Consider the following 2,163-nt stretch of genomic DNA (forward strand, 5'->3'; position numbering starts at 1 on the left):
CCGCTCGATGCGTCCGATGCATCCGGCGCGTCCGTGGCCGCTGGCGCAGGCGCAGGCGTATCCGTCGTGGATGCATCACCGGCGGCGGCAGTCGCGCGCGCGACGCGCGGACTGCCGCCCTTCTTCAAACGGTTGAACCAGAACGCCATGGCTGTCGCCTCCTCGTCGAGCCCGTGCCTTCCGCCCTGGATGCCGGGACATCCATTGCATGCGTCATCCAGCTCACGGTTTCTCGCCGATCGCCATGATCAGCGCCGCTGCCTTGGAGACGATCGCGCTGGATATCTGGTTGAGCGCCTGCTGGCTCTGCACCGCGTTCTGCAGCGACAGTCCCGTGGAGTGGCTGGCGACCTGGTAGAGCGTGGCGATCGCCTGCGCAGGCGCCTCCGCCACGACCTTGACGTTGGTCTGGGTTACGGCGTCGGTGATCTGCGAGTTCACGGGAGTGGGATCGGCCATGGAGGCTTCCTCGGGTCGGATGGGACGGGCCTGCGGCGGGAAGCGCACCGTCGGCGGGCCCGTCCCGCCCGGTACGCTTGTTGGGAAACGCGGGCCAGCGTGCGCTGTGAACGCGTCCGCGGACTGCACTCATGGCAGCGGTCCCGCGTCGTCGCTGGACCTGCGCAGCCGCGCCCGCAACAACTGCACGCGCTTGCGGGCCAGGGCCTGGTTGATGTTCAGTCGCCGCGCGATCGTCGGATAGGGGAGTTCCTGGACGAAGCGCATGCCGAACAGTTGCTTCTGGTCCCGGCTCAGCTTGCGAACGGCGCGGACGACCGACTCGAGTTGCTCCTCGAGTTCGATGCGCTGCGATTGGGACAGGACGGCCGTGTTCGACGCCATCCTGTCGTCGTCCGCCTCGACGTTGTCGTCGAACACGCCACGCTCGCGTTGCTGGCGACGGATGTTGTCGAGGAACACGTGCCGCAGCACCACGAACAGGAAGCCGTCGGGGTCGGTCATCAGTTCGGGCGAGCGACGCATGAAGAGCATGGCCTTCATCGCGGTCGCCGACAGCAGGTCCTCCGCGCGGTCGACATGGCCATCGGCCAATCGTCGCGCCCGGCGCGAGAGTTCGGGTCGCACCCGTTTCCATGACTCCACGAACATCCGGTCCTGCGCGCTGACGCCCTCGTCGCCGCGCCCGCGTCGATCCTTCGACTCCATCGCCCCCATCGTCCCTGCTCCCTGTCGTCCCTGGTGGCGTGGAGTCTGCGGAGCGCCCGACGCGATCGCTGTCACCCAGGTGACACGCGCGCGTTCGATGTACCGCTCGCGGCCGACGGACGGCGCTTGCATGCAGGATCGATGCGGCGTATCGTTCGCCGCCTTCGCCGTGGACGCACCGTCCGCGCCAGACGAAACGACAGGTTCCGCAAGGACATCACGCCATGAATTCCGCCAAGCACATCGACCACGCACGCGCGCTGCGGCCCCAGGGCCCTGGCATGCACGCGTTCATGCATGCGCTTGCCGGCAGTCTTGTCGAAGCGCCGCGCGACACGCTGGACCTGCACGACTGACCTCCTTTCCGGGAGGTCGGCCACCCCGACCTCCCGAGGCACGCGAACGCCCTCGGGTCCACCACCCGGGGGCGTTTTTCTTTGGCGTTCGCAAAGGCCTGGTCTTCCCCACCCTCAACACGCGATTGCATCGCGCCTTCCCGAAGCATCCGCGCACGACCCCGGTCGCCGCGAGGCAGGGATCGCCGCGAGACGCTGCGCGCCACGCGCGCCGCGTCGTGCCCTGATGCTTCGGCACGGGCGACGGTCCGATGCGATCGCACACGAATTGGCGTCCCGCGAGGGACGGCAATGCGGAGCGTCTTCCAGACGGGTCCCTGCGGTACGGACTCCGGTTCCGTCCGGTGCGCGCGGCGATGCCGTGGCGTATGCCCGGGCCCGCGAGGAGGCGCTCCATGACCGGAACGATGGCTCGGCGGTAGAGCAGCGGCCAGGTGCCGCAGGACGCGGGTTCGACTCCCGCTCGTTTCCACCACTGGATAGCTCAGCTGGGTAGAGCACCGGATCCTGGGTCCGGCTGTCGCGGGTTCGATTCCCGCTCCAACAACGACCTGTCACGTCGTTACAACGGGGCGCAAGTCCCACAAGGAAACACCCCGCGCGCCCGTCGCGCGCGCCGCAGTCGATCGCGGTGCCGGCG

At 68.5% G+C, this 2,163-nt stretch carries 3 protein-coding genes and 2 tRNA genes; 3 read left to right on the forward strand and 2 right to left on the reverse strand.

Annotation, left to right across the window (positions count from 1 at the left end; genetic code table 11):
• Positions 1-222 precede the first annotated feature (222 nt).
• Both FKV25_RS14785 and FKV25_RS14790 read right to left on the reverse strand, forming a co-directional pair.
• A complete protein-coding gene (locus FKV25_RS14785; protein ID WP_141519560.1) occupies positions 223-459 on the reverse strand; it encodes a RebB family R body protein in 237 nt (78 codons plus the stop codon).
• A gap of 129 nt (positions 460-588) precedes the next feature.
• Complete coding sequence (locus FKV25_RS14790) at positions 589-1,167, reverse strand: RNA polymerase sigma factor (protein WP_141519561.1); 579 nt, start codon at positions 1,165-1,167, stop codon at positions 589-591.
• Positions 1,168-1,391: 224 nt separating this feature from the next.
• Here FKV25_RS14790 and FKV25_RS16600 point away from each other — a divergent pair, with 224 nt between their 5' ends.
• The 3 genes from FKV25_RS16600 (at position 1,392) to FKV25_RS14800 (ending at position 2,067) form a co-directional block, all read left to right on the forward strand.
• On the forward strand, positions 1,392-1,523 hold the full coding sequence (locus tag FKV25_RS16600; RefSeq protein ID WP_281286252.1) for a hypothetical protein: 132 nt from the start codon (positions 1,392-1,394) through the stop codon (positions 1,521-1,523).
• 401 nt (positions 1,524-1,924) lie between these two features.
• Positions 1,925-1,994 (forward strand) — tRNA-Pro (locus FKV25_RS14795).
• A gap of 5 nt (positions 1,995-1,999) precedes the next feature.
• Positions 2,000-2,067 (forward strand) — tRNA-Gln (locus FKV25_RS14800).
• The last annotated feature ends 96 nt before the right edge of the window (positions 2,068-2,163 follow it).

It is taken from the genome of Marilutibacter aestuarii, assembly GCF_006546775.1.
Classification (GTDB): Bacteria; Pseudomonadota; Gammaproteobacteria; order Xanthomonadales; family Xanthomonadaceae; genus Marilutibacter; species Marilutibacter aestuarii.

Coding starts and splice junctions, on each gene's coding strand:
- FKV25_RS14785 (WP_141519560.1), bottom strand. CDS start 459: ATGGCCGATCCCACTCCCGTGAACTCGCAGATCACCGACGCCGTAACC.
- FKV25_RS14790 (WP_141519561.1), bottom strand. CDS start 1,167: ATGGAGTCGAAGGATCGACGCGGGCGCGGCGACGAGGGCGTCAGCGCG.
- FKV25_RS16600 (WP_281286252.1), top strand. CDS start 1,392: ATGAATTCCGCCAAGCACATCGACCACGCACGCGCGCTGCGGCCCCAG.